This window comes from Rhodoferax sp. EU05-FHT12H12 (genome assembly GCF_058791215.1).
Genome location: NZ_JBYTDI010000001.1, coordinates 602791 through 629228, shown reverse-complemented (window position 1 = coordinate 629228; position 26438 = coordinate 602791). Strand labels below are relative to the sequence as shown.

Sequence of the window (26438 nt, the reverse complement as noted above, 5' to 3'; positions counted from 1 at the left end):
CTATTTGCGAGAAAACTTTATGACAAGCAAAACTTCTTTAACGTTGATGGACCCCGCATTGGTGAAACCCGCCGTATGGGCCGCGTTCACCAAGCTGAACCCCCGTGTGCAGTGGCGCAACCCGGTGATGTTTGTGGTCTACATCGGCAGCATCGTCACCACGCTTTTAGGCCTGCAGGCGCTGCAAGGCACGGTGGGTGATTCGGCCGGCTTTATCCTGACCGTGGCCGTGTGGCTGTGGTTCACCGTGCTGTTTGCCAACTTTGCCGAAGCGCTGGCCGAAGGCCGCAGCAAGGCCCAGGCCGATTCGCTCAAGGGCTTGAAGAAAAGCACCTGGGCCAAAAAGCTCAAAGACCCCGTCCATGGCGCTACCTGGTTGCCGGAACAAGCCGAGAACCTGCGCAAGGGGGATGTGGTGCTGGTGGAAGCTGGCGACATGATCCCCGTGGACGGTGAAGTGATCCAGGGCGTGGCCACGGTGGACGAGAGCGCCATCACCGGCGAATCGGCCCCGGTGGTGCGCGAGTCGGGCGGCGACTTTGCATCCGTCACCGGCGGCACGCGGGTGTTGTCCGACTGGTTGGTGGTGCGCATTGGTGTGAACCCTGGCGAGTCGTTTCTGGACCGCATGATTGGCATGGTGGAGGGCGCCAAGCGCCAGAAGACGCCCAACGAAGTGGCGCTGACCATTCTGCTGGTGGCGCTGACCATCGTGTTCCTGGTGGTCACGGTCACGCTGCTGCCGTTCTCCATCTTCAGCGTGGAAGCCGCGGGCAGCGGTACCGTGGTCAGCATCACCGCGCTGATTGCGCTGCTGGTGTGCCTGATCCCCACCACCATTGGCGGCCTGTTGTCGGCCGTGGGTGTGGCAGGCATGAGCCGCATGATGCAGGCCAATGTGATTGCCACCTCGGGCCGTGCGGTGGAAGCCGCGGGTGATGTGGATGTGTTGCTGCTGGACAAGACCGGCACCATCACCCACGGCAACCGCCAGGCCGCGCTGTTCATTCCTGCGCCCGGCATCAGCTTGAGCCAGTTGGCCCTGTGTGCCGCACAGGCCTCCATGGCCGATGAAACGCCCGAAGGCCGCAGCATCGTGACACTGGCGCAAAGCAAGGTGAATATCGAACCGCTGGTGGGCAAGACGCAGGAAGTGCCCTTCACCGCACAGACCCGCATGAGCGGCATGGACGTGATGCACCCCGATGGCAGCACCCGCCAGCTGCGCAAGGGCGCAGTGGACGCCGTGCGCAAGGTCCTGCAAGCGCAAGGCAACACCATGCCGCCCGAGGTGCTGCGCGCCGCCGATGAAGTGTCACGCCGCGGCAGCACGCCGTTGGCCGTGGTCGATGGCAACCAGGTGCTGGGCATTGTCGAGCTCAAGGACATCGTCAAGGCTGGCATCAAGGAACGTTTTGGCGAGCTGCGCCGCATGGGCATCAAGACTGTGATGATCACGGGTGACAACAAGCTCACCGCTGCCGCCATCGCCGCCGAGGCGGGTGTGGATGACTTCCTGGCCGAGGCCACGCCCGAAGACAAGCTGACGCTGATCCGCAGTTACCAGGCCGAAGGCCGCCTGGTCGCCATGACGGGCGACGGCACCAACGACGCCCCGGCACTGGCCCAGGCCGACGTGGCCGTGGCCATGAACAGCGGCACCCAGGCCGCCAAGGAAGCCGGCAACATGGTGGACCTGGACTCCAACCCCACCAAGCTGCTGGAGATTGTGGAGACTGGCAAGGCGCTCTTGATGACGCGCGGCTCGCTCACCACGTTTTCGATTGCCAACGACGTGGCCAAGTACTTCGCCATCATCCCGGCCATTTTTGTCAGCACCTACCCACAGTTGGCCGCACTCAACGTGATGCGCCTGGGCAGCCCCAACTCGGCCATCCTGTCGGCGGTGATCTTCAACGCGCTGATCATCGTGGTGCTGATTCCGCTGGCGCTCAAGGGCGTGAAATACCGGCCCGTGGGAGCCGCTGCACTCTTGCGCCGCAACCTCGCCATCTACGGCCTGGGTGGGCTGGTTGTGCCCTTCATCGGCATCAAGGCCATTGACCTGTTGCTCGTTGCATTGAATCTGGTTTAAGGAGTCCTCTCATGAAAAAAACAGTACGTCCCCTGCTGGTGGTGTTTGCAGCACTCACCCTGGTTGCCGGTGTGGCCTACCCGCTGGTGGTCACCGGCGTAGGCCAGGCCGTCTTTCCGAACCAGGCGCATGGCAGCCTGATCCTGCGCGACGGCAAGCCCGTGGGTTCGGCCCTCGTCGGCCAGAACTTCAGCGACCCCGGTCACTTCTGGGGCCGCCCCTCGGCCACCAGCCCAGCGCCCTATAACGCCGCCGCCTCCGGTGGCTCCAACCAGGGCCCGCTGAACCCGGCCCTGGTGGATGCAGCCAAAGGCCGCCTGGACGCCCTGCGTGCCGCCGACCCCAGCAACACCGCACCGGTGCCGGTGGAACTGGTGAGCGCTTCGGCCAGCGGGCTGGACCCCCACATCAGCCCCGCCGCCGCCCAGTACCAGCTGGCCCGCGTGGCGGCCGCCCGCAAGCTGCCAGTAGACGCGGTGCAAGCGCTGGTCGCGCAACACACCACACGCCCGTTGCTGGGCGTGCTGGGCGAACCCGTGGTGAATGTGCTGCAACTGAACCTGGCGCTTGATGCACACTAAGTAGATGGCAAGCCCTTTAGATTCACGGCCCGATCCGGACGCTCTGCTGGCCCAGCTGCAAGAGGCGCAGGCCAGCCAGCAGCGCGGCAAGCTGCGCATCTACTTTGGTGCCAACGCGGGTGTGGGCAAGACCTACGCCATGCTCAGCGCGGCCCAACGTGCGCAGCGCGCAGGCCAGCGGGTACTGGTTGGCGTGGTGGAAACCCATGGCCGCAAGGACACGATGGAGCTGCAGGCCGGGCTGAACGTGCTGCCCTTGCAGGAACTGGCCTACCGCGGCCAAGTGCTGCTGGAGTTGGACCTTGACGCCGCCCTGGCTGCCAAGCCTGACGTGCTGCTGGTGGACGAACTGGCCCACAGCAACGCCCCCGGCTCGCGCCACCCCAAACGCTGGCAGGATGTGCAGGAGCTGCTGGATGCGGGCATCGACGTCTGGACCGCACTGAACGTGCAGCACCTGGAAAGCCTTAATGGCACGGTAGGCGCCATCACGGGCGTGCGTGTCAACGAGACGGTGCCCGACACCGTGCTGGATGGTGCCGACGAGATTGTGCTGGTGGACGTGACCGCAGACGAACTGCTGGCGCGCCTGAAGGCCGGCAAGGTCTACATCCCGCAGCAGGCTGAGCGCGCCAGCCAGAACTTCTTTCGCAAGGGCAACCTGATCGCGCTGCGCGAAATTGCGCTGCGCCGCACCGCGGAGCATGTGGGCGACGATGTGCGCAGCTACCGCCAGCACCTGGTGCAAACCGCGCGTGCGCAGGACTCCGCCGATCAGCCTGCCTGGAACACCTCCGGCGCGCTGCTGGTGTGTGTGGGCCCGCACGCCGGGGCCGAACACGCGGTGCGCACCGCGGCACGCCTGGCCGGGCAGCTCAATGTGCGTTGGCACGCCGCCTATGTGGAAACGCCAGCACTGCAGCGACTGGCCGCGCAGGACCGGGACCGCACGTTGGCGGTGCTCAAGCTGGCGGAGGAGCTGGGTGGCAGCACGGCGGTGCTGACCGGTGACAGCATTGCCATGGCGCTGTTGCAACAGGCCCAGACGCTGAACTGCGCCACGCTGGTGCTGGGGCGCCCGGTACGGCACGACTGGCGTGGTCTGTGGCGTGTGCTGCGCCCCACGCTGACACGCCAGCTCGCCACGCTGGCCCCTGCGCTGGACATTGTGGAAGTGGGTTTTACCGACAGCGTGCGCAAGCTGGGCCAGCCTCTGGGCCGCAGTCCCGAAGATGAGCCCGTCGCATCGCGCTGGCGCACGCAATGGGCGCGTTATGGCGGTGCAGTGGCAGCGTGCCTGCTCACCACCGTGGTCACACAACCCCTGTTGCCCTGGTTTGACCTGGCCAACATCGTCATGCTGTTTTTGCTGGGGGTGGTGCTGGTGGCGGTCAAGCTGGGGCGTGGGCCGGCCAGCCTGGCCGCGGTGCTGTCGGTGGCATCGTTTGATTTTTTCTATGTGCAGCCGCGCTTGTCGTTTGCGGTGAGTGATGTGCAGTACCTGGTCACCTTTGCGGTGATGCTGGTGGTGGGGCTGTTGATCGGACAACTCACCGCCAATCTGCGCTTCTCGGCCCATGTGGCTGCCAGCCGCGAGCGGCGTGCCCAGGCCCTGTTTGAGCTCACGCGCGAGCTGTCGGCCGCGCTGCAAACCGAGCAGGTGGTGGAGTTGGGCGAAGCCGCCGTGCGGCGCACCTTTGGCGGCCAGGCCAAGGTGTTGCTGCCCGATGCCCGCGACCAGCTTGCCTTGCCCGCAGACCTGCCAAATGGCCTGGACGGCAGCATTGCCGATTGGGCCTTTCACAACGGCCAGCGCGCTGGGATGGCGACGTCGACCCTGCCGTCCAACCCTTGGCACTATGTGCCGCTGCAAGCCCCCATGCGGGTGCGCGGCGTGCTGGCGCTGCAGCCGGCGCAGGCCCGCTGGCTGCTGATTCCTGAGCAGGTGCAACAACTCGATACGCTGGCCAGGCAAATTGCGATTGCACTGGAGCGTGTGCACTATGTGGAAGTCGCGCAGGGTGCGGTGGTGCAAATGGAGTCGGAGCGCTTGCGCAACACGCTGCTGGCGGCCATGTCCCACGATGTGCGCACGCCGCTGACGGCGCTGATTGGTCAAGCCGAGTCTTTGGCCGGCTCGGAGCCACTGACCGCGGACCAAAAAGGCGCTGCCGACGCCATCAGCCACGAGGCGCGTGAGCTGAGTGCCCTGGTGGGCAATTTGCTGGAAATGGCCCGGCTGGAAAGCGGCCAGGTGGAGTTGCGGCTGGAGTGGCAGTCGGTGGAGGAGGTGGTGGGCAGTGCGATTCGTGCGGCGCGGCATGCGCTGGGCCCACTGGCCGTGCACACCACGATTGCGTCGGACCTGCCTTTGGTGGAGTTTGATGCGGGGCTGATCGAGCGTGTGTTGGTGAACCTGATGGAGAACGCAGCCAAGTACGGCGTAAACACACCGCCGCACACACCGGCTGTAGAGGTTTTGGCGCAGGCGAGGCAAGACACCCTGGAGTTGCGTGTACGTGACCATGGTCCGGGCTTGCCGCCGGCCAGCCTGGGAAAGGAAGCCGACCTCTTCGAAAAATTCACCCGCGGTAAAAATGAGTCCACCACACGCGGCGTGGGGCTGGGCTTGGCCATTTGCAAGGCCATTGTTGATGCGCACAAGGGGCGTATTACGGCCCGTAACGCGGATGGCGGTGGTGCAGAATTCACGATTACCTTGCCGCGGCGCGCGCCACCGCTTGCCCCCACTGAAGTCGACGAACCTTAAGCCCCATGTCTACGCCGTCCCCCGTTGCCGTACTGATTGAAGACGAGCCCCAGATCCGCCGCTTTGTGCGCGTGGCACTGGAGGCCGAAGGCTGGCTGGTGTTTGAGGCCGAAACCGCGCAGCATGGCCTGCGCGACGCCGCCACCCGCAAGCCCGACCTGCTGGTGCTGGACTTGGGCTTACCCGATGGTGACGGGCTGGACGTGATCCGCGATGTGCGCAACTGGTCGGCGGTGCCTATCGTGGTGCTGTCGGCCCGCAGCGACGAGGGCGACAAGATTGCCGCGCTGGATGCTGGCGCCGATGACTACCTGACCAAACCCTTTGGCGTGGGCGAGCTGCTGGCCCGGGTGCGCGCCAACCTGCGTCGCCCGCGCGCGGCCAGCGCCGAGGGCAAGGCAGACGATTCGCTGTTTGTGTTTGGCGAGGTGGCTGTGGACCGACAGGCCCGGCTGGTGCGCCGCGCGGGCACCGAGGTGCACCTCACCCCCATCGAGTACCGTCTGCTGCTGGTGCTGGTGGCCAACGCCGGGCGGGTATTGACGCACCGCCAGCTGCTGCGCGAGGTTTGGGGCCCGTCGCATGCCGACCAGAGCCACTACCTGCGCATCTACATGGGCCACCTGCGGCAGAAGCTGGAGGCAGACCCCAGCCAACCGCAGCATCTCTTGACGGAAACGGCGGTCGGTTATCGCTTGATGGTCTAAGTGGTGCGTTTGAGGTGCGCCAGCGGTAGCTCGGTGCTGCTTTTGATGCGGTTGAGCACGATATTGGAGCGGATGCTGCCCACGCCCTGGATGCGGGTGAGGCGGCGCAGCACCTGCTCGGACAGCACACTCAGGTCGGCCGCCACGATCTGCAGGATGTAGTCCGATTCGCCAGCGACCGAGTAACACTCCAGCACCTCCGGGAAGCCCGCAATCTCGCGCTCGAAGGCCAGGCCTTCGTCGCCGCTGTGGCGGGTCAGCGTCACGTACGAGATGGCGCGCACCCCGAGGCCAAGGGCCGCAGGCTCCAGCAGCGCCACATAACGGCGGATGATGCCGCTGGCCTGCAGGCGCTGCACGCGGCGGCTGACCTGCGAGGCCGACAAATGCACTTGCTCCCCAATTTGCTGGTGGGTGGCATGGGCATCGCGTTGCAGTGCAGCAAGAAGACTGATATCAAAGCTATCCAGCAACGAATCTTCATGTTTTTCAAGTTTCATGCATAAATTATGCATCTCGGATGCCTTGTCAGCTGCAACTTGCACACCCTTTGCATGTCCAATTGACCACAATCAAGCCTTCAAGAACAGCGTTTGAGGAGCACAACCATGGCCACAGCAACAGGTGATTTGTTTGACAACCCGATGGGCCTGATGGGCTTTGAGTTTGTGGAGTTTGCGTCGCCGCTGGCGGGCGTGATTGAGCCCGTGTTTGAGCGTATGGGTTTCACGCTGGTGGCCAAGCACCGCTCCAAGGACGTGGTGCTGTACCGCCAGGGTGAGATCAATTTCATCGTCAACCGCGAGCCCAAAAGCGTGGCCGGCTACTTTGCCGCCGAGCACGGCCCCAGTGCCTGCGGCATGGCATTCCGCGTGAAGGACTCGCACCTGGCCTACAAGCGCGCGCTGGAGCTGGGCGCTCAGCCCGTCGAATTGCGCCCCGGCCCCATGGAGCTGAACCTGCCGGCCATCAAGGGCATTGGCGGCGCGCCGCTGTACCTGATTGACCGTTATGAAGATGGCAAGTCCATTTACGACATTGACTTTGAGTTCATCGAAGGCGTGGACCGCCACCCGGTCGGCCATGGCTTTAGCGTGGTCGATCACCTCACGCACAACGTGTACCGGGGCCGCATGGCGTACTGGGCAGATTTCTACAGCAAGCTGTTCAATTTCCAGGAAATCCGCTACTTCGACATTCAGGGGGAATACACCGGCCTCACCTCCAAAGCCATGACCGCGCCGGATGGGCTGGTCCGCATTCCGCTCAACGAAGAGGCGCGCCAGGGTGGGGGGCAGATCGAGGAATTCCTGATGCAGTTCAACGGCGAGGGTATCCAGCACATCGCTCTGCTGTGCGAAGACCTGCCGAGCGCTATCGACAAATTGCAGATGACAGGAATTCCGCTGCTGACGGCTCCCAATGACGTGTACTACGAGAACCTGACCAAGCGCCTGCCGGGCCATGGTCAGCCGGTGGGGGCATTGCAAGCGCGTGGCATTCTGCTCGACGGCACGACTGAAGGTGGCCAACCGCGCTTGTTGCTGCAGATCTTCTCGCAGCCGCTGCTGGGGCCAGTATTTTTCGAGTTCATCGAGCGCAAGGGCAACTACCGTGAGGGCTTTGGCGAAGGTAATTTCAAGGCCCTGTTTGAGTCGCTGGAGCGTGACCAGATCAACCGTGGTGTGCTCGAAGCCGCCAAGTGAACCCAGGCGCACCGAGGAGACAACACCATGAAAATCGACCGCATCCACCACGTCGCCTACCGCTGCAAGGACGCCAAGGAAACCGTGCTTTGGTACCAGAAGATGCTGCACATGGACTTTGTGCTGGCCATCGCCGAAGACCTGGTGCCCAGCACCAAGGCACCGGACCCGTACATGCACATCTTTCTGGACGCAGGGCAGGGCAATGTGCTGGCCTTTTTTGAGCTGCCCACGCAGCCGCCCATGGGCCGTGACCCGAACACGCCGGAGTGGGTGCAGCACATCGCCTTCCGCGTGAAAGACCGCGCCGAGCTGCTGGAGTTCAAGGCACACCTGGAGGCGCAAGGCGTAGACGTGTTGGGCGTGACCGACCACGGCATGTTCCACAGCATCTACTTCTTCGACCCCAACGGCCACCGCCTGGAGCTGGCCTGCCCGGACCCCGAAGAAGCCGCCAAGATCGCCCAGGCCGACGCCGTGAAATGGGCCATGCTGGAGGAGTGGAGCGTGACCAAGCGCGCGCCCAAACATGCGGCCTTTTTGCACGCCAACGAGCTGGGAGCCAAGGCATGAGCGCTGCGTTGACGGCGCTGAACGCCACACATGCCCCTGAGACGCAAAGCTGGGTGGAATCGGCCAACGCGCCGGACACCGACTTTCCGATCCAAAACCTGCCGTTTGGCCGCTTTCGCCACAACGCGCTGGAGCCCTGGCAGATTGGCGTGGCTATTGGCGACCGTGTGCTGGACCTGCACGCCACGGGCCTGATTGACCACAACAACATGGCACGCCTGATGGCGGCACCCGTGGCCGAACGCCGCGCGCTACGCCTGGCGATCTGGGAGGGGCTGTGCGCTGGCTCTGCACTGCAAAAGGTGTGGGTTGATGCACTGCTGCGCCAGACCGAGGTGGAACTGGGCCTGCCGTGCGAGGTGGGCGACTACACCGACTTCTACACCGGCATCCACCACGCCACCACGGTGGGCAAGCTGTTCCGCCCCGACAACCCGCTGTTGTCCAATTACAAATGGGTGCCGATTGGCTACCACGGCCGCGCCAGCAGCATCGGGGCCAGCGGCCAGCAGTTCCACCGCCCACGCGGGCAGACGCTCAAACCCGGTGCCACCGTGCCGGACTTTGGCCCCACCGCGCGGCTCGACTACGAACTGGAAATGGCGGCCTGGGTGGGCATGGACAATGCGCTGGGTGCTCCTGTTTCCATAGCGGATGCCGAAGACCACCTGTTCGGCCTCACCCTGCTCAACGACTGGAGCGCACGTGATGTGCAGGCCTGGGAGTACCAGCCGCTGGGGCCGTTTTTGGCCAAGAACTTTGCCACCACCGTTTCGCCCTGGCTGGTAACGATGGAAGCACTGGCGCCGTTTCGCGCGGCCTTTGTGCGCAGCGCAGACGACCCGCAGCCCATGGCCTATTTGGACTCCGCGCCTAACCGCAGCGCCGGGGCGCTGGATGTGCAGCTGGAAGTCTGGCTGCAGACCCCCGCCATGCGCGCTGCAGGTAGTGCGGGCGAGCGCCTCTCGCAATCCAACCTGCGCGACGCCTACTGGACACTGGCGCAGCTGGTGGCCCACCACACGGTGAACGGCTGCAACCTGCGCCCCGGCGATGTGCTGGGCACCGGCACCTTGTCCGGCCCGGCGCCGGAGCAGGGCGGCTCATTGCTCGAGTTGACCCAAGGCGGCAAGCAGCCCATCACCTTGCCCAATGGCGAGGTGCGCACCTTCTTGCAAGATGGCGACACCATCATCCTGCGCGGCGCTTGTGAGGCAGCAGGGGCGCGGCGCATTGGTTTTGGCGAGTGCCGGGGCACGCTGCTGGCAGCGCGGTAAAGGAGTCCGGGCATGGCACACGACTACACCATTCCCCAGCGCTGGACGCACTACACCGCACAAGACCACGCGGTGTGGAAGACACTGTTTGAGCGGCAAACCGCGCTGCTGCCCGGGCTGGCCTGCGCCGAGTTTGTAGAGGGCATGCGCCAGCTGCCGCTGTCGGCCGAGCAGATTCCGGACTTTGCCGAGCTCAACCAAACCCTGGGCCAGAGCACCGGTTGGCAGGTGGTGGCGGTGCCGGGCCTGGTGCCCGACGAGGTGTTTTTTGAGCACCTGGCGAACCGGCGTTTCCCGTCGGGCAACTTCATCCGCGGTGCCCACCAGCTGGACTACCTGCAGGAGCCCGATGTGTTCCACGACGTGTTTGGCCATGTGCCCATGCTCATGCACCCGGTGATGGCGGATTTCATCCAGCTCTATGGCCAGGCCGGGCTCCGCGCACAGCGCATCGGCAAGCTCACCGAGCTGGCGCGGGTGTATTGGTACACGGTGGAGTTTGGGCTGGTGAAAGAACAGGTGCAGGGCGAACATGGTGCTGAAGAGGCCTTGCGCATCTACGGTGCGGGCATCGCTTCTTCATTCACCGAAAGCGGCTTCTCCGTGCAAAGCCCGTCGCCCCACCGCATCGGCTTTGACCTGGAGCGGGTCATGCGCACCCGCTACCGGATTGACGATTTCCAGGAGTGCTACTTTGTGCTCGACAGCCTGGACGACCTGCTGGCCCTGGCCCGCATCAACTTCGATCCGGTGTACGAGCGGCTCAACAGCGGGCCCACGTTTGCACCGGGGGATGTGTTGCCTGGCGACAAGGTGTTTCAGCGGGGGGATAGGGCTTACTTGCGGGAACAGGCACCTGCATCGGTTTGATTGATAGAGAAAATGCCCTCTAGACCACGTAGATATTGCGTGCGCAGCTACAAAAAATAGTAGTAGCCCAGTGAAATCGTAAGCGTGCGATTGATGCAGTAGCTGGCTGTGGGCAACGTGCCCCATGCCCACGCTTAGTAGGCTATGCCATTCAGGAGTTGTGCTGCGAGGCGCTTGGCGAGTTCAGTGACGATACTGAACGAGAGTGCGAGGCCCTTTTCCTTAGCCTGGATCTTGATTTTGTTCCATGTCGTCTCGGACCGAATCTTGTCTAAGAACTCGTGTCCGTCCCAGGTAAGTTCGAAAGGGGAGACCTTGATGAGCCGATCACTTGTGGTAGATACAACGGGTTCACAGCGCAACAAGCCTGCGTCGTATAGAAGGCGGCAGTGATATGACACGATCTCGTAGGAATAGCCCTCGACTTCAGGCTTCTCGACAATCGTCGAACTTTCCTTCTCTTCGAACTGAAGAAGGATCTTCCTGACTAGATCGAAGTCGCGTTTCATGAGGTTTGATCCATAGCGGAGAAGCGTCGGGGCGGGTTTTGGTGAGGCCTAACGTGAAGATGACCGGACCACAACACGTCGCGGCGAAGCCGCCTCCTGCTGTTGTGGGTCCGTGTCGATTGGCATGTTAAAACGCATTGTCATTCGTTTTGAGAGATTGCAAGGCAATGGAGCGCATACATGGCGCCAACTGCGTGGCGACCCCAATGGATTAGATGCAGGAACGACCAATGCCACAGAGCGTCGTCAACCTCACCGCGATCGAACAGCACCAAGCCAGCGCGTATGTCTTTGTACGTATCGAGTAAATCGTCACCGATATCGCCCATGCCGGGTTCTTCGGTGCGATAAGGATGGGGATCAAAAACTTCACGGTAGTACCAACCTGAAAAAGGTGCCAAGTTTGCTATCGCCCTTGCGAGTGTTTCCGAAGGGATATCAGGTAGACCATCCTCATTTTCACAAGAGACCTTTGGTAGCATCAGGGCGGACGAATAAAGGCGGCCAAGCCAAAATGCGGCCTCGACATTAGCATTCGCGGACGGTGGGTTCTCGCACCAAGAACAATACCCGCGCGCAACTTCTGCGAAGTCTGCGGCACTAGCAGCACTGCGTTCCATGCGCTTTAACGCAATGTCCAGAGCAAAACCTGCTCTATAAGTTGGCCCTTGCTCAATAAACTGGACATCTGATCTCCCTTGAAAGCCCCATGTGGACTGGATTTTTGGCATGTTGCAATGCCTTCAATCGAAATAAAAAAACGCCAAACCCAGCCGCAGTTGGCGTTCAGTGTACGTGCGTTGTCAGTTACAGAGCATCCCCCAGATGGGTGATTAGCTCGCCCGCGTTCCGCGATGGGCGAATATGGAGCGAACCGATGCGACTAGGCGGTTTTAGAGACAACTCGACCTCTAGCCCCCATGGAATATGCGCGAGCAGCTATCACAACGGTAGCGCCGTAGTGCTCTTGATCTCTTCCATGGAGAACGCAGACGACACGCCGGCCAGCTGCGCGGTCTGGATCAGGCGTTTGTAGAAGCGGTCGTAGCCCGCGATGTCGGCTGCCACGACCTTGAGCAGGTAGTCCACATCGCCGCTCATGCGGTGGAACTCCATCACCTCCGGCATGCTGGACACCGAGGCTGCGAACTCGCGCAGCCAGGCCTCGTCGTGGCGGTGGGTGCGCAGGCTCACAAACACGGTCACTGGCAGCCCGGCCTGCGCGCGGTTGACGATGGCCACGCGCTTCTCAATCAGGCCGGACTCTTCCATCGCCTTCACGCGTTTCCAGCACGGCGTGGCCGACAGGCCCACTTTCTCGCCCAACTGGGCGGCGGACAGCGTGCCGTCGGTTTGCAGTGCGGCCAGAAGGGCCCGGTCCATGCGATCTAGTTCTTTCATGCTGCTGATCTGCGAATTAAAAGAACGTTCATTCTACAAATCACTGGTATTGCGGTAAATGCGAAACGATTTTTCCGGGCGCTCGCCCTAAGATTTGCCGCATTCCCGACTGCCTTTGAGGACTGCCATGCACGCACCTGCCCACGAGATTTACCTGGACTGCAATGCCACCACACCGGTGCTGCCCGCTGCGCGCGACGCCGCCACGCGTGCGCTCATGGGCCAGTTCGGCAACCCCAGCAGCAGCCACAGCACCGGCCTGCGGGCCAAGGCGCTGCTGGACGGCGTGCGTGCGCAGGCCGCCCGGGTGTTGGGGACAGGCCAGGGGCAGTTGCTGTTTGTAAGTGGTGCCACCGAGGGCATACAGACGGCTGTGCTCTCAGCCTTGTGCGCGGTGCGGGCGCGGCGCGATGCCGGCGAGCGGGTGGAGGGCCCGATTCTGCTGGGCGCCACCGAGCACAAGGCGGTGCCGCAAGCGGTGGCGCACTGGAACCGCCTGCTGGGCCTGCACCTGCCGGTGCTCACGGTGCCGGTCAATACCCAAGGCCTGCATGACTTGGCGTTTTTAAAAGCGCATCTTCCCGCTGCCACGCTGCTGTGCACCATGGCGGCCAACAATGAAACTGGGGTGGTGTCGGATATTGCAGGCATCGAGGCGCTGCTGCAGGCCAGCGGTTCCCGCGCCCTGTGGCTGGTGGACTGTGTGCAGGCGCTGGGCAAGCTGGCGCTGGACCTGCAGGCCACGCGTATCGACTACGCGCCGTTTTCGGGCCACAAGTTGTATGCGCCCAAAGGCATTGGCATGTTGTATGTGCGCGAGGGCAGCCCCTACACCGCCCTGATGGCCGGTGGCGGGCAAGAGGGCGGGAGCCGAGCGGGCACCGAAAACATGCCCGGCATTGCCGCCCTGGGCGCGGTGCTGCAGGTGCTGGAGGAAGGCGGGGAGGGCGTCTTTCGCTCGCACCCGCAGCTCGTCCGCGACCGGGCCCGCATTGCCGATGCCCTGGTGGCAGCCTTCCCCGGGGTAGTGTTCAACATGCCCTGGGGGGGCAGCCTGCCCACCACGCTCAATTTCTCGGTGCCTGGCTTCAGCAGCAAGACCTTGTTGAACGTGTTTGACGCGGCGGGCATGCGCATCAGTGCAGGCAGTGCCTGCAGCGCTGCCAAGGCCGAGCCCAGCTATGTGCTCCAGGCCATGGGCTTGCCGGATTGGCAAACCCTGGGCGCAGCCCGCTTGTCCATCGGCGCGACGGTGGACGATGCCTTCCTGGACGAGGCCTGTGCGCGCATTGCAAGGTGCGGGCAGGTGCTGCGGTCGTCGGCATGCGGCGATGGCCTGCCCCCGGCCGATACTGGCTTGGACGCGGGGGCGGAGTGGGGTGTTGACGCGGAGGCTGGCGCGGCTGCCGTGTCGCCCCAGGCACTGTCCGCCTTTTTTAAGCTCTACCCGGATGCGCGTTTGGTGGATGTGCGCGATGTGGCCGAGCACCAGGCCGGCCACAACCTGCTGCCCTGGCCCGACACCCTGACCCTGCAAACCCCGGCCCTGAACCTGCCACTGGAGACCCTGCGCCGCAGCAGGCTGGCGGACCTGCCCCAGGCACAGGGGCCATTGGTGCTGTTTTGCCGCAGCGGCGCGCGCAGCCAGCAGGCGGCTGCCTTGCTGCGCGCGCGCGGGCACGGCCAGGTGTGGCACCTAGAGGGTGGCCTGGCCCTGGCGGAAATGGCATAGGGTGGTGCGCAAAACGCATGCCTTGCAACGGCACAATGGCGGGCATGCAGAGACCTCACTCCTCCCCTGAACCGTCGTCCCCCCAACTCGCTGGCCACCTGCTGGTGCAGTGCCTGGTGGAACAAGGTGTGACCCACGCCTTTGGTGTGCCCGGTGAAAGTTACCTGGCCGTGCTGGACGGCTTTCACCGCTACCGCGCGCAGATCCAGTTCATCGTCAATCGGCAAGAGGGCGGGGCCGCCTTCATGGCCGAGGCGCACGGCAAGCTCACCGGCCGCCCCGGCATTTGTTTTGTGACCCGCGGGCCAGGTGCCACCAACGCCAGCATTGGCGTGCACACGGCGTTTCAGGATTCCACGCCCATGGTCTTGCTGGTGGGGGACGTCGCCAGCGACCAGCGCGACCGCGAGGCTTTCCAGGAAATGGACTACCGCGTGATGTTTGGCCCCAGCGCGCTGGGCATGGCCAAACGGGTGGAGCGCATCGACGATGCCGCGCGTATTCCCGAGTACATCGCGCGTGCCTTTGCCACTGCCATGAACGGCCGCCCCGGCCCGGTGGTGCTGGTGCTGCCCGAAGACATGCTGACCCAAACCCTGGTGCCCAATGCGGCGGGCAAGTTGCCCCAGCCGCTGGCGCGTGTGGAGCCCGTAGAGGCTTGGAGCGACCCTGGCGCCTTGCGCAACCTGCGTCAGTTGCTCCTCAAAGCAGAGCGGCCCCTGGTCATTGCCGGAGGTGGTGGCTGGACACCGCAGGCCGCACAGGCGCTGCAGCGCTTTGCCGAGAACTGGCGCTTGCCGGTGGGCAATGCCTTTCGCTTTCAGGACACCTTTGACAACCACCACCCGCAGTACGCGGGCGACGTGGGCATTGGCATCAACCCCGCACTGGCCAAACGCGTGCGCGAAAGCGACCTCATCATCGCCATCGGCCCGCGCCTGGGCGAGATGACCACCGGTGGCTACACGCTGCTGCAGGCTCCCAAGGCGGCCCAGACGCTGGTGCACATCCACGCCAGTGCCGAGGAGCTGAACCGCGTCTACCAGGCCGACCTGGCCATCCACGCCAGCATGCGTGCCGCAGCCCGTTCGCTGGAGGTGCTGACAGCCCCGGTGAACCTGCCCTGGGAGGCCTGGACACAGGGCTGCAACGCCGACTACCAGGCCAACCTGGTGCCCAGCGTGATTCAGGACCTGCCTGCCGACAACGACCGCGGGCTGGTGGACATGCCCTCGGTGATTGCCGCGCTGCAAAAACACTTGCCCAAGGATGCGGTGCTGACCAATGGCGCGGGCAACTTTGCCAGTTGGTTGCACCGCTTTTACCGCTACACGGGGCTGGCCAGCGGCCACAAGACCCAGCTGGCGCCCACCAATGGCGCCATGGGCTACGGTGTGCCCGCCGGCATTGCGGCGGCCATCACGACCGGGCGGGTCGCTTTCACGATTGCGGGCGACGGAGACTTTCTGATGAACGGCCAGGAGCTGGCCACGGCCGTGCAGCATGGGGCCAAGAGCATCATCTTGCTGCTCAACAACGGCATGTACGGCACCATCCGCATGCACCAGGAGCGTGAGTACCCGGAGCGTGTGGCGGGCACCGCCCTCAACAACCCCGACTTTGCGGCGCTGGCGAAAGCCTATGGCTACGCGGGCGTGACCATTCGCAAAAGCGCGGACTTTGAGGCCGAACTGCTGGCCGCATTGGCGCGGCCCCATGGAACGGTGATTGAGGTGGTCCTAGAGCCTGAGCTCATCAGCACACGCGGCACCTTGGCCGCAATGACCCAGGCCGCCCTGGTGCAAACGGCGCTGCAGCGCTGAGCGAGGTCGCCAGAATGCTCCTGAATCGATAGCTGCCCGCGCTTATTCCACGGTGGCTAGAGGCCTATTTAGGCCGAATGTGCAACGCGAAAGAGGGGCTGACCCGGCGTGGCGGTGGTTTTGCCAGGCTGGCCCGCACCGGGGGTGCCCAGCGGCGGCAGCACGATGAAGGGGCCTGGGCCCGCCTCGCCCCACTGCGAGCAGGCCATGACGTAGCTGGCGCCGACGCCGGGCTGCTCGGTGTCCACAATCATGGCAATGCGCATGCCGCTGAAGTCGGTCTGGGTGTAGAGCCGCCGCACGCCGGTGGCCCCCCCAATGGTGGGCAGGTGGATGGACTGGGCGGGTGACCAGCGTTTGCGCAGGCCGTCGGCCAGCGTGAGCCCTTCCAGGGGTGTTTCGGTGCGGTACTGGGTGTGCAAGCCTTTGGCGGCAATCACGACCAGTGCGCCTGCCACATTGCGGCCCACGGTCAGAAAGTCGGCCGCCAGGCCCAGGTTTTCCAGGCGCTGGCCGGTGGCATCAAAACGGCTGTCACCGCTGTCGGCGATAAAGCTCCAGACGCTTCCATCGGGGCCGATGCTGAAGGCTTCTTCCTGGCCCTGCGCATTGCGCATCACCACCGTTTGTTGCCAGGTAATGCCCTGGGGGGTGTTTTTCTGGGTGCCGGGGATGCTGTTTTGCATGGTTTGTTCTCTTCTTTCAACGACTTGCGCCCAAGTTTGCTGCGATGCCACAAAAATGTCCTCAAGGACTCCTTAAAATTCCTGAATTCGTGACCGACCAGGCCCCAAAGCCGCTCAGAAAGATTGATTTGCCTGTGACCACAGCTTCCACCGCGCCCGATCCCGGCATCAGCATGTTTGGCGCTTGTGCCCTGCAGCGGCATGAACGCCGCCTGCTGCGGGACGGCCAACCGGTCATGGTGGGGGCCCGCGCCTTTGATGTGCTGTGTGTGCTGGTGGACCATGCGGGCCAGTTGGTCACCAAAAAACAGCTGTTCGACCTGGTCTGGCCTGGCCTGGTGGTCGAAGAGAACAACCTGCAGGTGCACGTCTCCAGCCTGCGGCGCATTCTGGGCGCCGATGCCATTGCCACAGTGCCCGGGCGCGGCTACCGCTTCACCATGCGCATGGCCGAGAGCCCTGCACCCACCGCGGAGCCCGTGCGGGCTGCCAATAGCCAGGGGCGTGCTTCCGACCAGCAGGCCTACCGCCGCACCATTGCAGTGCTGCCTTTTGTGGACCTGAACGCGGACCCCGAACAGGAGTATTTTTCGGACGGCTTGGCCGAGGACATCATCAGCCATCTGACGCGTTCGCCCTGGCTCTTGGTGGTGTCGCGCAACTCGTCGTTTGCCTACCGCAAGTCCAGCGACAGCAGCCAGGCTGTGGGGCAGGCGCTGCGCGCGCGGTATCTGGTGTCAGGCACGGTGCGCAAGGCCGGGCAGACCCTGCGCATGACGGCTGAGCTGGTGGACACCTCCACCGCAGAGACCCTGTGGTCCGACCGCTTTGACCGGCCTCTGACAGACATGTTTGCCATCCAGGCCGAGATTTCGGCGCAGATTGTCAGCGCCATTGAGCCGGTCTACCTGCACAGCGAAGAGAAAGTGGCGGCCGAGGTGCCCAACCAGGACCTGGAGCACTGGGACCTGCTGATGCGGGCGCGTTGGCATTTCTGGCGCACCACGCCCGACCATGTGGTGCAGGCACAAGCCCTGCTGACACGGGCGTTGGAGATCAAGCCCAACGATTCGCCCAGCCTGTCGCTGATGGCCTTTACCCACCTGGCCAAAATCTGGGGCGCCTGGGCCGAAGACCCACGCGCCACCGTGGCCGAGGCCAACCGCCTGGCCCTGGTGGCCGTGCGCAATGACGAGCGGGATGCCTTTGCCCATTTCACATTGGGCACCGCGATGTCGTGCGCCGGCCAGATGGAGGCCGCCATTGCCGAGATGGAGTGTGCGCTGGCCCTGTACCCGCAGGCCTCGGCCGCGGCGGGTGAGCTGGGGCGCTTGCTGGTGTTCTCCGGCCGCACCGAAGAGGCCGAGGAATTCATCTTGCAGGCCATCGACGCGAGCCCGCATGACCCGCACCTGAGCCTGTGGATCCGCAGCCGTGCGATTGCTTGCTTTATCGACGGCCGCCATGCCGATGCGGTGCGCTACGCCCGCGAGGCCACCGCCAAGCGTGCCGACTGGTACTTCAACCACTTGCTGATGGCGGCCTGCCTGTCGGCGGTGGGGGATATGGCGTCGGCACAAGACAGCCTGACCAAGGCGCTGAGCGGGCGGGGCTACAACTTGCAGTCCCTCATGTTTGGTCACCCTTTTGTGAAAGTGGAGCACCGGGAAAAGTTTCTCGGCGCCCTGCGCGACGCGGGGTGGCAGGCTTAAACTTTCAGGCTTTGTGGCGGCGCTGTGCTGCTGCAGCTTCCTGAAAGCCCGCCGTGCCCACTGCCAACCCTGATGCAAGCGTCCTGTCTCCATCTGTCCGGCCCCGCAAGGTGGCCATTCTGGGTGGCGGCATTTCCGCACTCACCACTGCGTTTGAACTGACCAGCCAGCCCGGCTGGGAGCAGTCGCTGGACATCACGCTCTACCAGATGGGTTGGCGCCTGGGTGGCAAATGCGCCACCGCACGCGGCGAGCACATGCGCATCGAGGAGCACGGCATCCACGGTTTCCTGGGCAGCTATTACAACGCGCTGCCAGTCATGCGCCGGTGCTACGAGGCCTTGGGTCGCACGCCCGATCAGCCGCTGGCCACGTTTGATGAGGCCTTCAAGCCCGAGAGTTTTGTGCTGATGTGGGAATACATCGACGGCAAGATGAGCCGTTGGCCTTTCACCTCGCCGCGCAATGCGCTGGTGCCCGGCGATCCGGCGTCGCTGGCCAAATTGCAGTCGGTGGCGCACTGGGTGGCCGCCACGGCCGATGTGCTGGATGCGCTGCTGGACCACCACGCGCACGCCTATGCCGATTTGGGCCTGGTGAAGTCGGCCCAATGGGCGCTGGGGCGCACGCTGGTCAAGGGCGTGGTGGCTTTGCTCAAGTCCGAGTCGGTGGCCCTGCACGGGGTGGAGTCGGCGCTGTGGAAGGCCCTGGACGCGGCCTGGAACTGGGTGCGCGACACGGCCGAAACCTTGGTCAAGGACAACACCGAGCTGCGCCGCCTGCTGATCGTGGCCGAGTTTCTGTTGGCCATTTTGCGGGGCTGCATCCGTGACGAGGTGGCCACCAAAGGCTTTGACCCGCTGGACGAAGAGAACTTCAGCGACTGGCTGATCCGGCATGGCGCGTCGGTCATGGTGGCGTCCAGTCCCATGGCACTGAACACGGTGAACCTGTCCTACCAGTACCCCCAGGGCGACACGGCGCGCACCGCGCTCATGGGCGCCGGCTGCTACCTGCACTGGACCTTGCGCAGCTTTGCCTACGCGGGTGCGTTTGCCTGGCTGTTTGAGGCCGGTACGGGCGAGACCGTGATTGCGCCGCTCTACGAGGTGCTGCGTAAGCGCGGCGTGAAGTTCGAGTTTTTCCACAAGGTCGAGTCGTTGAAGCTCAGCGCCGACCAGTCGCAGGTGCAGGAAGTGCACTTCGCCGTGCAAGCCACCCTCAAGGACCAACAGCGCCCGTACGAGCCGCTGATTGCTGTCAAGGGCTTGCCGGCCTGGCCGGGCCAGCCGCGCTACGCGCAACTGGAGCAGGGTGACGCACTGCGCGACGGGCGGGTGGATCTGGAGTCGTACTGGAGCGGCTGGCAGCCGGTGGCGCACCGCACGCTGCGCGCCGGGCAGGACTTCGACCAACTGGTGTTTGCCATCTCGATTGGCGCCGTGCCCTACCTGTGCCGCGAGCTGCTGGACGCCAGCCCGCAGTGGCGCACGATGGTGGACAAGGTGACCACCGTGCAGACCCAGACCATGCAGCTGTGGATGAACCGCAGCACCACTGAACTGGGTTGGGACATCGAGTTCCAAAACCCCACCGACACGGTGATTGGTGCCACCTACCTGAACCCGCTGGACGGCCAGGTGGACTTCACCCACCTGTTGCAGTGGGAAGACTGGCCGCAAGACTCGGCCCCCAAGGCGCTGTGGTACTTCAGCGGCGCCATGGCCGAGTACGAAGCGCCGCCACCGTTCACCGACACCGGCTACCCCGCCCGTGCCCACGCGCGCGTGCAGGCGCAGTGTGTGCAGTACCTGCAGGCCAGCATGGGGCCGCTGCTGCCGCTGGCCACCACCAATGTGGTCAGCCCGCCTGGCGACCCCATGGGTCTGGATTTCAGCCTGTTGCGCACCAACCCGGCCCATCCGGGCGTGGGTGTGCAACGCTTCAACCAGCAGTTCTGGCGCGCCAATATCGACCCGACCGAGAGTTATGTGACGTCCCCCCCCGGCAGCACCAAGGCGCGCCTGAAGGCTTGGGGCAGCGGTTTTGCCAACCTCACGCTGGCGGGTGACTGGATTTACACCGGCCTCAATGTGGGCAGTGTGGAGGGCGCGGTCATGGGCGGGCGCCTGGCGTCCTTCGCGGTGTCGGGTTACCCGGCGCTGGCGGACATTGTGGGCTACCCAGCCTCGCAAGGGCCTGTTTGATGGCCTTGGAATGCTATTTATTTAGGAGCTTCTCGCGCTTATTCTGCGGGGGCTAGAGGCCTAAATGGCATAAAAAAGGGCCGGTGTAGTACCGGCCCTTTTTGCATCCTGCTGGCAGGATTACTTGATGTCCACGCCGTAGAAGGTGTGGCGGCCGAAGGGGCTCAGCTTGAAGTCCACGACTTCCTTGCGCACGGGCTTGAGTTGCACGGCGTGGGCGATGGTGAACCAGGGCGCCTGCTCCTTGAAGATCACCTGTGCTTTTTCGTACAGCTTGGTGCGCTCGGCGGGGTTGGACACTACCTTGGCCTTCTGCACCAGGTCTTCAAACGGCTGGTAGCAGAACTTGGCCACGTTGGAGCCGTTTTGCTTGGCCGAGCTGCAACCCAGCAAGGTGTTCAGGAAGTTGTCTGGATCTCCGTTGTCACCAGTCCAGCCCAGCATGCCCATCTGGTGTTCACCGGCTTGCATGCGCTTGCGGTACTCACCCCATTCAAAGCTTTTGATTTCAGCGGTCACGCCGACCTTGGCCAGGTCAGCCTGCATCAACTCCGCAATACGCTTGGCATTGGGGTTGTAGGGGCGTTGCACAGGCATGGCCCACAGGTCGGTGCTGAAACCGTTGGGGTAACCAGCGGCAGCCAGCAACTTCTTGGCTTCGGTGGGGTTGAAGGCGTCGTCTTTCAGGGCCTTGTTGTAGGACCACTGGCCGGGCGGAATCGGATTGACCGCCGCCACACCGGTGCTCAGGTACACGGCAGACACGATGGCCTTCTTGTCGATGGCCATGTTGATGGCCTTGCGCACGCGCACGTCGTCAAACGGCTTCTTGGTGGTGTTGTAAGCCAGATAACCGATGTTCAGGCCGGGCTGTTCCATCACGGTGACGTTGGCGTCCTTGCGGATGGCGTCCAGGTCGGCCGGGTTGGGGTAGGGCATGACGTGGCATTCACCCTTTTGCAGCTTGGCCCAGCGCACGGATGCATCGGGCGTGATGGAGAAGATCAGGTCATCGATCTTGGCCTTGCCAGCCCAGTACGCGGGGTTGGCCTTGAAGCGGATGATGGAGTCCTTCTGGTACTGCACCACCTGGTAGGGGCCGGTGCCCAGCGGGTCTTGGTCGATCTTTTCAGGCGCGCCAGCCTTGAGCATGGCAATCGCGTATTCCTTGGACTGGATGCCGGCGAACTGCATGGCCAGGTTGGCCAGGAAGGGCGCTTCGGGGGCATTCAGCGTGATCTTGACGGTGTACTCGTCGACCTTGTCCACCGACTTGAGCAGCTTGGGCATGCCCATGTCGCCGAAGTAGGCGTGGTTGGGGCTGGTCACGCGGAAGAAGGGGTCGTTTTCTTTCCACTGGCGCTCGAACATGAACAACACGTCGTCTGCATTGAAGTCACGGCTGGGTTTGAAGTTTTTGTTGGACTGGAACTTCACGCCCTTGCGCAGCTTGAAGGTGTATTCCAGGCCATCCTTGGAGATGGTCCAGCTCTCGGCCAGCGAAGGCTCCACCTTGGTGCCGCCGCGCTCGAAGTGCACGAGGTTGTCGTAAATCTGTTCTGTCACGTCAAACGACGTCCCTGTGGTGTTGACACCGGGGTAGAAGTTTTCGGGGCTGCCTTCCGAGCAGTACACCAGGGTCTTGGCGGCTACCGGCGTGAGGGCCAGAGCAGCGGGCAGTGCCAATGCGCACAACCACGCACTTTTGGTGCGGCGGGTGGCCAAGGCATTCTTCAGTTTCAGGGTCATGGGAGTTACTCCTCTGGGGTTGATGCTGCCTATGCAGCGGGTTGGCTAAAACGCGAAGCTTCGTGACAAGCAACTTGCCTGCCAGCCAAAGTTTGCAATACGGGCCGCTCGGCATGGCAGCGTTCCGTGGCGTGTGGGCAGCGCGTGGAGAACACACAGCCTGCCGGCGGGTTCAAGGGCGAGGGGAGCTCGCCCTTGAGCACAATGCGCTGGCTCTTGCCACCCGGCGCATGCATGCCGGGTGTGGAGGCCATCAAGGCCTGGGTGTACGGGTGCAAGGGTTGCTCGAAGATGGTGGTCTTGTCGCCATGCTCCACCACCTGGCCCAGGTACATCACCATCACGTCGTGGGCAATGTGGCGTACCACACCCAGGTCGTGCGAGATGAACAGGTAGGCCAGGCCCAGCTCGTTTTGCAGGTCGGCCAGCAGGTTCAGCACCTGCGCCTGGATGGACACGTCCAGTGCCGATACCGGCTCGTCGGCTACCACCAGCGCGGGGTCCAGCATCAGCGCGCGTGCAATCGCAATGCGCTGGCGCTGGCCACCCGAAAACATGTGGGGGTAACGGTCGTAGTGCTCGGGGCGCAGGCCCACCTTGGCCAGCATGGCACGGGCTTTTTCCTGCCGTTGCGCCGCATTGAGGTTGGTGTTGATCTCCAGCGGCGCTTCCAGAATCTGGCCAATGCGTTTGCGCGGGTTCAGCGAACCGTAGGGGTTCTGAAACACCAGTTGCACCTTCTGGCGCAGCGTGGATTTGTTGCTGGGGTCGGTGGCGTCTACACCACCCAGGCGCAGGCTGCCTTCGGTGGGGGATTCGATCAGCGAGACCATCCGTGCCAGGGTGGACTTGCCACAGCCGGACTCGCCAACCACGGCCAGGGTATGGCCGGCTTGCACGCTGAAGGACACACCGGAGACGGCCTGCAGCTTGTCGGGCGCCTGCATGAAGCCGCGGCGGATGGTGTAGACCTGGCGCAGGCCTTGGGCCTCGACCACGGGGGTGTTGTTGGGGGTGGTGCTCATGCGGTCACCTCTTCCTGGCCCAGTGCAAAGTGGCAGCGCACGCTGCCGCCTTGCCAGGGGCTGAGGCTGGGGCGCTGGGCGCAGGTGCCTTCACGTGCATGGCTGCAGCGCGGGCCGAACAGGCAGCCACTGGGGCGGTCATGCAGGCCGGGCACCATGCCGGGAATGGTGTTGAGTCGGCTCTGGTGCAGGCTGCGTTCGGGCATGGCCGAGAGCAGGGCTTCGGTGTAGGGGTGGGCCGGCGCGGCAAACAGGGCGTCGGCCGTGCGTTCTTCCATCACCTGACCGGCGTACATCACGGCCACGCGTTGCGCCATGTCAGATACCACGCCCATGTTGTGGGTGATCAGCACCAAGGCCATGCCGCGGTCTTTTTGCAGGCTCTTGAGCAGGTCCAGAATCTGCGCCTGGATGGTCACATCCAGCGCCGTGGTGGGCTCGTCGGCAATCAGCAGCTTGGGGTTGCAGGCAATCGCCATGGCAATCATCACGCGCTGGCTCATGCCGCCCGAGAGTTGGTGTGGGTAGACCTTGAGGCGGCTCTCGGGGGCGGGAATGCCCACCTGTTCGAGCAGCTCGATGGAGCGCTTGTGTGCGGCCTTGCGGTCCATGCCCAGGTGCAGCTTGAGCGTTTCGGCCAGCTGGTAGCCCACGGTGAAGCAGGGGTTCAGGCTGGTGGTCGGGTCCTGAAAAATCATGGACATGTCTTTGCCGGTGAAGCGGCGGCGTTCGCGCTCGCTCAGGCCCAGCAGGTCGTGGCCATCGAAGCGCAGTGTCTTGGCCTGCACGCGACCGGGGAAGGCGACCAGGCCCATCAGTGCCATCATGGTGACACTTTTGCCTGAGCCGGATTCACCCACCACACCCAACACTTCTCCAGCCTCGAGTGTGAGGCTGACATCCTGCACCGCGTGCATCACGCCGTTGTGCGACGGGAACTCCACGGACAGGTTTTCAATTTCTAGCAATGCCATTGGCGTTGTTCTCTTTTCGGCTTAACGTTTGAGTTTGGGGTCCAGCGCATCGCGCAGTCCATCCCCAAGCAAGTTGAACGCCAGCACTGTGATCAAAATGGCCAGACCGGGAAAGGTCACGACCCACCAGGCGCGCAGCACGAATTCGCGTGCATCGGCCAGCATGGTGCCCCACTCGGGGGACGGCGGCTGTGCGCCCAGGCCCAGAAAGCCCAGTGCGGCGGCATCCAGAATGGCGGTGGAAATGCCCATGGAGGCCTGCACGATCAGCGGTGCGGTGCAGTTGGGCAGCACCTCGCTGAACATCAGGCGCAGGTGGCTGGCGCCACCCATGCGTGCTGCGGTCACATAGTCGCGTGAGGTCTCGGCAATCACCGCCGCGCGCGTGATACGCACGTAGTGCGGCAGCACCACAATCGCCACGGCGAGCATGGCATTCACCAGACCGGGCCCGAGGATGGCCACGATCACGATGGCCAGCAGCAGGCTGGGCAGCGTGAGGATGATGTCCATGGCCCGCATGATGGCGATTTCCAGCAGACCCTTGAAGTAGCCAGCCACCAGGCCGAGCACCGTGCCGACCACGACGGAGATGGACACGACGGCAATGCCGATGACCAGCGAGAGACGGGCGCCGTGCATAAGGCGCGAGAGGATGTCGCGCCCAATGGCATCGGTACCCAGCAGGTGGGCCGACGAGCCACCCGCTTGCCAGGCCGGAGGCTTCAAGAAGGCTGCGTTGTTGGTCAGGTCGGGGGCGTAGGGCGCCAACCAGGGGGCGAACAGGGCCATCAGCAGCACGAGCACCACGATAGCCAGGCCGGCCATGGCGCCCTTGTTGACGCGGAAATAGCGCCAGAATTCTTGCAGCGGATGGGCGGGTTGCGACGCCACCGGCGTATGAATAGCGGTAGTAGTCATTACTTTTGGTGGCGAATACGGGGGTTGATGATGCCGTAGGTGATGTCCACCAACAGGTTCACGGTCATGACCACGATGCCCAGCAGCAACATGCCACCTTGCAATACGGGATAGTCACGCCGGCTGATGGCTTCGATCAGCCATTTGCCCACGCCGGGCCAGGAAAAAATCGTCTCGGTCAGGATGGCCCCGGTAAACATATGGCCCACTTGCAGGCCAATCACGGTCACAACCGGAATGAGTGCATTGCGAAAGGCATGTACCGCCACGACGCGCAGGCCCGTCAGACCCTTGGCCTTGGCGGTGCGGATGTAGTCTTCGCCCATCACTTCCAGCATGGCCGAGCGTGTCATGCGCGCAATCACCGCCAGCGGGATGGTGCCCAGCACGATGGTGGGCAGGATCAGATGCGACAGGGCCGAAAGGAAGGCCACCTTGTCTTCGGACAGCAGGCTGTCGATGAGCAGAAAACCGGTGGTCGGCTCAATGAAGTACTGCACGCTGATGCGGCCTGACACGGGCGTCAGGTCCAGTTGCACCGAGAACAGCAGGATCAGCAGCAGCCCCCACCAGAAGATGGGCATGGAGTAGCCGGTGAGCGCCGCCCCCATGACACCGTGGTCCAGCACGGAGTTGCGCTTGACCGCCGCCAGAATGCCGGCCGGAATGCCCAGCAGCAGCGCAAACAGGATGGCGCACAGGGCAAGCTCGATGGTGGCGGGGAACAAGGTGGCGAATTCGCTGAGCACCGATTCGCGGGTGATGATGGATTTGCCCAGGTCGCCTTGCAGCACTTTGCCGATGTAGATGCCGTACTGCACCATGATCGGCTGGTCGAGGCCGTACTCCTTCAAGAGGACGGCGTGGCGGGCGGCATCAATGCCGCGTTCACCGGCGAGGGTTTCGATGGGATCGCCCGGAACGAGGCGGATCAGGAAGAAGGCGAGCAGTGTCATTCCGATGAAAGTCGGGATGATCAGGCTCAGGCGGGTAAAGAGGAATCTCAGCATGAGGGGGTGGATTCTAGGCATGTAGGACAGTGCTGAACCGTGATCAGCACCAATAACAACTAGCGACTTTCCCTTATGAGGTCAGGCACCAGTCACCCAAGTGACAAGCA

Annotated in this window: 22 protein-coding genes; 12 read left to right on the top strand and 10 right to left on the bottom strand. The window is 63.6% G+C overall.

Translation table 11 applies throughout. From position 1 onward, the window contains the following. The first annotated feature begins 19 nt into the window (after positions 1–19). Genes kdpB through kdpE form a run of 4 tightly spaced genes read left to right on the top strand, consistent with a single transcriptional unit; the run spans position 20 to position 6153 of the window. Positions 20–2095 (top strand): potassium-transporting ATPase subunit KdpB, encoded by a 2076-nt coding sequence (gene kdpB / locus AC3WS7_RS02910; RefSeq protein WP_492655310.1) that lies wholly within the window; start codon positions 20–22, stop codon positions 2093–2095. A gap of 11 nt (positions 2096–2106) precedes the next feature. After that, the gene (gene kdpC, locus AC3WS7_RS02905; protein ID WP_492655309.1) at positions 2107–2676 is read left to right on the top strand and encodes a potassium-transporting ATPase subunit KdpC; all 570 of its coding nucleotides are present in this window, start codon (positions 2107–2109) and stop codon (positions 2674–2676) included. Positions 2677–2680: 4 nt separating this feature from the next. Next, positions 2681–5446, top strand: coding sequence for a DUF4118 domain-containing protein (locus AC3WS7_RS02900; protein WP_492655308.1), 2766 nt, complete (start codon positions 2681–2683; stop codon positions 5444–5446). A 5-nt stretch (positions 5447–5451) separates the two neighbouring features. After that, positions 5452–6153: a two-component system response regulator KdpE gene (kdpE, locus tag AC3WS7_RS02895; RefSeq protein ID WP_492655307.1), complete on the top strand. Its 702-nt coding sequence runs from the start codon at positions 5452–5454 to the stop codon at positions 6151–6153. Here kdpE and AC3WS7_RS02890 read toward each other — a convergent pair. Beyond that, on the bottom strand, positions 6150–6653 hold the full coding sequence (locus tag AC3WS7_RS02890; RefSeq protein WP_296472121.1) for an Lrp/AsnC family transcriptional regulator: 504 nt from the start codon (positions 6651–6653) through the stop codon (positions 6150–6152). The two genes, kdpE and AC3WS7_RS02890, sit on opposite strands and share 4 nt — an antisense overlap. Before the next feature lie 108 nt (positions 6654–6761). Between AC3WS7_RS02890 and hppD the strand changes: the two genes are divergently transcribed. The 4 genes from hppD to phhA are packed head-to-tail and all read left to right on the top strand — an operon-like array spanning position 6762 to position 10579. Then, positions 6762–7859, top strand: a complete 1098-nt coding sequence (gene hppD / locus AC3WS7_RS02885; RefSeq protein WP_492655306.1) for a 4-hydroxyphenylpyruvate dioxygenase — start codon at positions 6762–6764, stop codon at positions 7857–7859. 27 nt (positions 7860–7886) lie between these two features. Continuing rightward, the gene (locus tag AC3WS7_RS02880) at positions 7887–8432 is read left to right on the top strand and encodes a VOC family protein (protein ID WP_296472117.1); all 546 of its coding nucleotides are present in this window, start codon (positions 7887–7889) and stop codon (positions 8430–8432) included. Next, on the top strand, positions 8429–9709 hold the full coding sequence (gene fahA / locus AC3WS7_RS02875) for a fumarylacetoacetase (RefSeq protein ID WP_492655305.1): 1281 nt from the start codon (positions 8429–8431) through the stop codon (positions 9707–9709). The genes AC3WS7_RS02880 and fahA overlap by 4 nt, the downstream gene beginning before the upstream one ends. 12 nt (positions 9710–9721) lie before the next feature. After that, the gene (phhA, locus tag AC3WS7_RS02870; protein ID WP_492655304.1) at positions 9722–10579 is read left to right on the top strand and encodes a phenylalanine 4-monooxygenase; all 858 of its coding nucleotides are present in this window, start codon (positions 9722–9724) and stop codon (positions 10577–10579) included. A 134-nt stretch (positions 10580–10713) separates the two neighbouring features. On the opposite strand, the gene AC3WS7_RS02865 is transcribed toward phhA, so the two are convergent. The 3 genes from AC3WS7_RS02865 to AC3WS7_RS02855 all read right to left on the bottom strand — a co-directional run bounded on the left by AC3WS7_RS02865 (position 10714) and on the right by AC3WS7_RS02855 (position 12489). Further along, a complete protein-coding gene (locus tag AC3WS7_RS02865; protein WP_296472112.1) occupies positions 10714–11088 on the bottom strand; it encodes a DUF2513 domain-containing protein in 375 nt (124 codons plus the stop codon). Positions 11089–11228: 140 nt separating this feature from the next. Then, complete coding sequence (locus AC3WS7_RS02860; RefSeq protein ID WP_492655303.1) at positions 11229–11819, bottom strand: DUF5063 domain-containing protein; 591 nt, start codon at positions 11817–11819, stop codon at positions 11229–11231. 211 nt (positions 11820–12030) lie between these two features. Then, complete coding sequence (locus AC3WS7_RS02855) at positions 12031–12489, bottom strand: Lrp/AsnC family transcriptional regulator (RefSeq protein ID WP_296472109.1); 459 nt, start codon at positions 12487–12489, stop codon at positions 12031–12033. Between the two features lie 127 nt (positions 12490–12616). On the opposite strand from AC3WS7_RS02855, the gene AC3WS7_RS02850 reads away from it, so the two are divergent. Both AC3WS7_RS02850 and AC3WS7_RS02845 read left to right on the top strand, forming a co-directional pair. Next, on the top strand, positions 12617–14221 hold the full coding sequence (locus AC3WS7_RS02850; RefSeq protein ID WP_492655302.1) for an aminotransferase class V-fold PLP-dependent enzyme: 1605 nt from the start codon (positions 12617–12619) through the stop codon (positions 14219–14221). A 44-nt stretch (positions 14222–14265) separates the two neighbouring features. Then, positions 14266–16044 (top strand): thiamine pyrophosphate-binding protein, encoded by a 1779-nt coding sequence (locus AC3WS7_RS02845; RefSeq protein WP_492655301.1) that lies wholly within the window; start codon positions 14266–14268, stop codon positions 16042–16044. Positions 16045–16112: 68 nt separating this feature from the next. Here AC3WS7_RS02845 and AC3WS7_RS02840 read toward each other — a convergent pair whose 3' ends face one another. Further along, the gene (locus AC3WS7_RS02840; RefSeq protein ID WP_296472104.1) at positions 16113–16730 is read right to left on the bottom strand and encodes a hypothetical protein; all 618 of its coding nucleotides are present in this window, start codon (positions 16728–16730) and stop codon (positions 16113–16115) included. Between the two features lie 134 nt (positions 16731–16864). Between AC3WS7_RS02840 and AC3WS7_RS02835 the strand changes: the two genes are divergently transcribed. Next, positions 16865–18442: a winged helix-turn-helix domain-containing protein gene (locus AC3WS7_RS02835; RefSeq protein WP_296472102.1), complete on the top strand. Its 1578-nt coding sequence runs from the start codon at positions 16865–16867 to the stop codon at positions 18440–18442. 53 nt (positions 18443–18495) lie between these two features. Next, the gene (locus tag AC3WS7_RS02830; RefSeq protein ID WP_492655300.1) at positions 18496–20649 is read left to right on the top strand and encodes a flavin monoamine oxidase family protein; all 2154 of its coding nucleotides are present in this window, start codon (positions 18496–18498) and stop codon (positions 20647–20649) included. Positions 20650–20769: 120 nt separating this feature from the next. Here the strand turns inward: AC3WS7_RS02830 and AC3WS7_RS02825 are convergent, their stop codons facing one another. Genes AC3WS7_RS02825 through AC3WS7_RS02805 form a run of 5 tightly spaced genes read right to left on the bottom strand, consistent with a single transcriptional unit; the run spans position 20770 to position 26328 of the window. Continuing rightward, positions 20770–22398 carry an ABC transporter substrate-binding protein gene (locus AC3WS7_RS02825; protein ID WP_296472099.1) on the bottom strand — a complete coding sequence of 543 codons (1629 nt, stop codon included), beginning with the start codon at positions 22396–22398 and terminating at the stop codon, positions 20770–20772. A gap of 29 nt (positions 22399–22427) precedes the next feature. Beyond that, positions 22428–23423 carry a peptide ABC transporter ATP-binding protein gene (locus AC3WS7_RS02820; RefSeq protein ID WP_492655299.1) on the bottom strand — a complete coding sequence of 332 codons (996 nt, stop codon included), beginning with the start codon at positions 23421–23423 and terminating at the stop codon, positions 22428–22430. Further along, entirely contained in the window at positions 23420–24397 is a 978-nt protein-coding gene (locus AC3WS7_RS02815) for an ABC transporter ATP-binding protein (protein ID WP_296472095.1), read from the bottom strand. Before AC3WS7_RS02815 ends, AC3WS7_RS02820 begins: the two co-directional genes overlap by 4 nt. Before the next feature lie 21 nt (positions 24398–24418). After that, positions 24419–25318 carry an ABC transporter permease subunit gene (locus AC3WS7_RS02810; RefSeq protein WP_296472094.1) on the bottom strand — a complete coding sequence of 300 codons (900 nt, stop codon included), beginning with the start codon at positions 25316–25318 and terminating at the stop codon, positions 24419–24421. Beyond that, positions 25318–26328, bottom strand: coding sequence for an ABC transporter permease subunit (locus AC3WS7_RS02805; protein ID WP_492655298.1), 1011 nt, complete (start codon positions 26326–26328; stop codon positions 25318–25320). The genes AC3WS7_RS02810 and AC3WS7_RS02805 overlap by 1 nt, the downstream gene beginning before the upstream one ends. Positions 26329–26438: the final 110 nt, after the last annotated feature.

What these genes read in the sequence shown, in the direction of transcription:
- AC3WS7_RS02860 (WP_492655303.1), bottom strand. Translation starts at nt 11,819, where the DNA reads ATGCCAAAAATCCAGTCCACATGGGGCTTTCAAGGGAGATCAGATGTC.
- AC3WS7_RS02850 (WP_492655302.1), top strand. Translation starts at nt 12,617, where the DNA reads ATGCACGCACCTGCCCACGAGATTTACCTGGACTGCAATGCCACCACA.
- AC3WS7_RS02890 (WP_296472121.1), bottom strand. Translation starts at nt 6,653, where the DNA reads ATGAAACTTGAAAAACATGAAGATTCGTTGCTGGATAGCTTTGATATC.
- AC3WS7_RS02900 (WP_492655308.1), top strand. Translation starts at nt 2,681, where the DNA reads ATGGCAAGCCCTTTAGATTCACGGCCCGATCCGGACGCTCTGCTGGCC.
- AC3WS7_RS02820 (WP_492655299.1), bottom strand. Translation starts at nt 23,423, where the DNA reads ATGAGCACCACCCCCAACAACACCCCCGTGGTCGAGGCCCAAGGCCTG.
- AC3WS7_RS02810 (WP_296472094.1), bottom strand. Translation starts at nt 25,318, where the DNA reads ATGACTACTACCGCTATTCATACGCCGGTGGCGTCGCAACCCGCCCAT.
- kdpE (WP_492655307.1), top strand. Translation starts at nt 5,452, where the DNA reads ATGTCTACGCCGTCCCCCGTTGCCGTACTGATTGAAGACGAGCCCCAG.
- kdpB (WP_492655310.1), top strand. Translation starts at nt 20, where the DNA reads ATGACAAGCAAAACTTCTTTAACGTTGATGGACCCCGCATTGGTGAAA.
- kdpC (WP_492655309.1), top strand. Translation starts at nt 2,107, where the DNA reads ATGAAAAAAACAGTACGTCCCCTGCTGGTGGTGTTTGCAGCACTCACC.
- fahA (WP_492655305.1), top strand. Translation starts at nt 8,429, where the DNA reads ATGAGCGCTGCGTTGACGGCGCTGAACGCCACACATGCCCCTGAGACG.
- hppD (WP_492655306.1), top strand. Translation starts at nt 6,762, where the DNA reads ATGGCCACAGCAACAGGTGATTTGTTTGACAACCCGATGGGCCTGATG.
- AC3WS7_RS02825 (WP_296472099.1), bottom strand. Translation starts at nt 22,398, where the DNA reads ATGACCCTGAAACTGAAGAATGCCTTGGCCACCCGCCGCACCAAAAGT.
- AC3WS7_RS02880 (WP_296472117.1), top strand. Translation starts at nt 7,887, where the DNA reads ATGAAAATCGACCGCATCCACCACGTCGCCTACCGCTGCAAGGACGCC.
- AC3WS7_RS02840 (WP_296472104.1), bottom strand. Translation starts at nt 16,730, where the DNA reads ATGCAAAACAGCATCCCCGGCACCCAGAAAAACACCCCCCAGGGCATT.
- AC3WS7_RS02805 (WP_492655298.1), bottom strand. Translation starts at nt 26,328, where the DNA reads ATGCTGAGATTCCTCTTTACCCGCCTGAGCCTGATCATCCCGACTTTC.
- AC3WS7_RS02865 (WP_296472112.1), bottom strand. Translation starts at nt 11,088, where the DNA reads ATGAAACGCGACTTCGATCTAGTCAGGAAGATCCTTCTTCAGTTCGAA.
- phhA (WP_492655304.1), top strand. Translation starts at nt 9,722, where the DNA reads ATGGCACACGACTACACCATTCCCCAGCGCTGGACGCACTACACCGCA.
- AC3WS7_RS02855 (WP_296472109.1), bottom strand. Translation starts at nt 12,489, where the DNA reads ATGAAAGAACTAGATCGCATGGACCGGGCCCTTCTGGCCGCACTGCAA.
- AC3WS7_RS02845 (WP_492655301.1), top strand. Translation starts at nt 14,266, where the DNA reads ATGCAGAGACCTCACTCCTCCCCTGAACCGTCGTCCCCCCAACTCGCT.
- AC3WS7_RS02815 (WP_296472095.1), bottom strand. Translation starts at nt 24,397, where the DNA reads ATGGCATTGCTAGAAATTGAAAACCTGTCCGTGGAGTTCCCGTCGCAC.